The following is a 3,295-nucleotide window of genomic DNA, read 5'->3' on the forward strand; positions in this document are numbered from 1 at the left end:
CAATGGTATTTTGCTTTATAAGCTTTACGCTAGTTCATGCAAATACAACATCCATTTTATTAAATGGGAATGCTAATAAATTAAAACCTAATATAAAAGTTAAGTCAAAACAAGTCAGTTCGTTCAAGAAAAAGACTACTTTTTCTACCTCTTACTATGTTTCTCCAACTGGGAATGATGCCAATTCAGGAACGTCCACTACCACTCCGTTCAAGACAATCAGTAAAGCTGCTTCGGTTGCTCAGACTGGAGATGTATGTTATATCATGCGTGGAGTTTACCGTGAAACTGTTACACCATTAAATTCCGGAATAACTTTTACAAAATATAATAATGACAAGGTGGTCATAATGGGGACCGACTCTGTAAAAAATTGGCAACTTTATAAAAACGGAATCTATAAAGCGTATGTGCCTGGTGCTGTAACACAACTGTGTGTAAATAATGCGCTGGGACAAGAGGCTCGCTATCCAAATTCAGATGGCAATAATTTAAGCACTGCGAGTTGGGCACCAGTTAGTATTGATGCTAGTGGAAATGCTACAATTACGGGATTAAGTTCTTCTTCAAATTATTGGAAAGGCGCTACTTTTTTAGGGGTTGTAGCCAAAAAATGGGTATCTGTCAATGGTGTAATCGATGTGTCCAGCGGCAGTACAGTACATTGTGTAAGCCGTTCATCGGCATGGCCTACTACGTATTCAGCCAATTATATTGGTAGTGGTAAAGGATTTATCACCAACCATATCAATGCTCTTGATGCTGTAAATGAGTGGCATTGGCAAAATGATACCTTATACTATTACCCTCAGGATCCTTCGAAATTGCCTCAATTGAATATACAGGCCAGAAAACGTATCAATGGTTTTGATTTGTCCTCTAAATCAAACATAAATATCGTTGGCATAAATTTCCTGTTTGCAAGTATTAAGATGGAGAATTCTTCAAATTGTACCATTGATGGCGTAAATATATTATACCCAACCCCGTATAATAAAAATTTTAAATATGGTTTCCAAAGAACCACCTTTAGTTTATGGGAAAACAAAGGTGTGTCTGTTTCGGGAACCAACAATATTATTAAAAATTCGTACATCGCTCACAGTTGGGGTGATGGAATAAGTGTAGGCGGGACAAACAATACAGTTGATAATTCTTTGGTGGAAGATTGTGATTGGATAGGTAACGATAATGCTCCGGTAAATGTCATTGGAACTGGTCACAACATTACGCATTCTACATTACGTAATGCAGGACGATCTTCAATCGTGCATCGCATAAGCCCTAATACAAATATTACGTATAATAATATTTCCGACGCTGGATATATTACTTCAGATTTAGGAATTACGTATACCTATGGTACAAACGGCCACGGCGCTCAAATAGCCTATAATTGGGTACATGATAATCATGCAGAGAACTTGGGGGAGGGAATTTATTTAGATAATGGCGATACGCTATTTGTTGTGCATCACAATGTGATATGGAAAACGGTAACGGCTATACGTACAAATAAGCCTGCTGTAAATCATGAAATTTATAATAATACAGCTTGGTTATCTACAAATAGTATGGATGCTTGGGGAGTTGCTGGAACTAATATTGAAAATCAAATAGTGCGTAATAGCCTTTCGGATAAACCATGGAGTGTATTTTCTACCGCCAGCAATAATCTCGTTACAACTGCGCCTTTATTTACTAATGTAGCTAATTATGATTTTACATTACAGTCAACATCGCCGGCAGTAGGCTATGGTGTTGCAATTCCAGGAATAACAGATGGTTTTGTAGGAACAGCTCCAGATGCAGGTGCTTACGAATATGGAGGCACCAATTGGGTACCCGGTTCTTCAGTTCAACCCCAAACAATTCAGCAGATTCTATTGGGAGCAGTTATACTACCCCAAACAATAACATTTAATCCGTTGTCAAATGTATTCAATGGTAGTTCAGATATTACTTTAACTGCTACTTCAGATTCAGGTCTACCTATTACGTACACTACTTCTGATCCAAATGTTGCAACCATAATTGGTAGTAAAATGCATATAGTTAGAGTTGGTATATGCACCATTACAGCAAGTCAGGCAGGTGATAGTAATTATTCTGCAGCAACAAGTGTAAGCCAGCCTTTACAAGTTGGAAACACAACTCAATTAACTCCTGTGGCAGACGCATTGGTACGTGATGGAAGTTCAGCAAATCTCAATTTTGGTACAATGAACACATTAGTAGCTAAATACGATGGTGTAAATACTGGATATAACAGGGAGATTTACTTGAAATTTGACCTTAACGGTATAGATAGTTTTGATATTGCCACCTTGCGATTAAACATTGCTGGTGCAGGTACCAATGTAACTTCTACTACCTGGCAGGTGTATTATGTCCCTACAGATACTTGGACAGAAACTGGTGTTACCTGGAACAACAAGCCTGCATCAACTACGTTGTTGGCAACTATAAATGGTAAAAGCTCAGGGTGGGCTGAGTGGGATATAAGCAGTCACGCATTGGCAGAACTTTCGGGTGATAAAGTGGTGTCACTTCGTATAGTTACAACACTTTTGAGCTCACCAGCCGACGTGACATTCAATTCGAGGGAAGCTACCAACACAACGCTTCGTCCACAACTTTTGTTAGTAAAAAATCAATTGCCAACAGTGTCTGTAACTTCCCCTGTAAACAATACATTGGTATCAGCTCCCGCAACATTTAATATTACAGCGGATGCAGCCGATGCTGACGGAACCATCAGTAAAGTTGAATTTTTTCAAGGAACCTCCAAGTTGGGTGAGGATTTGACAGCACCTTACAGTTTCAGTTGGGGTAATTTACCGGCAGGCAAGTATTCAATTACTGCGGTTGCTACAGATAACAGTGGTGGCTCTACCACTTCAGAAATAATTAATATTCATGTAGATGCAACAATTTCTACTTTGGCAGATGCGTATGTAAGAGATGGTAGTTATTCGACTACCAATTTTGGTACTGCCAATACATTAGTGGCTAAATATGATGGTGTTAATACGAGCTATAACAGGGAAACTTACCTGAAATTTGATCTTAACGGTGTAAATAGTTTTGATATTGCCACCATGCGCTTGAGTATCGCTGGCGCTGGCACTAATGTAGCATCTACTACTTTTCAGGTTTATTATGTACCTACAGATTCTTGGACAGAAACAGGCGTTAACTGGAGCAATAAACCAGCATCAAGTACTTTGTTGGCAACCATTAATGGCCAAGGCTCGGGATGGGCTCAATGGGATATTAGCAGTCAGGCAATGGC

General features: G+C 39.0%; 1 protein-coding gene. It reads left to right on the forward strand.

What is annotated here, in order from left to right:
• The coding region (locus tag AC1DPQ_RS22125; protein ID WP_477610890.1) for a CBM96 family carbohydrate-binding protein at positions 1 to 3,295 on the forward strand (3,295 nt) is incomplete at both ends.

This window comes from Pedobacter sp. 01T416_2 (genome assembly GCF_056398925.1).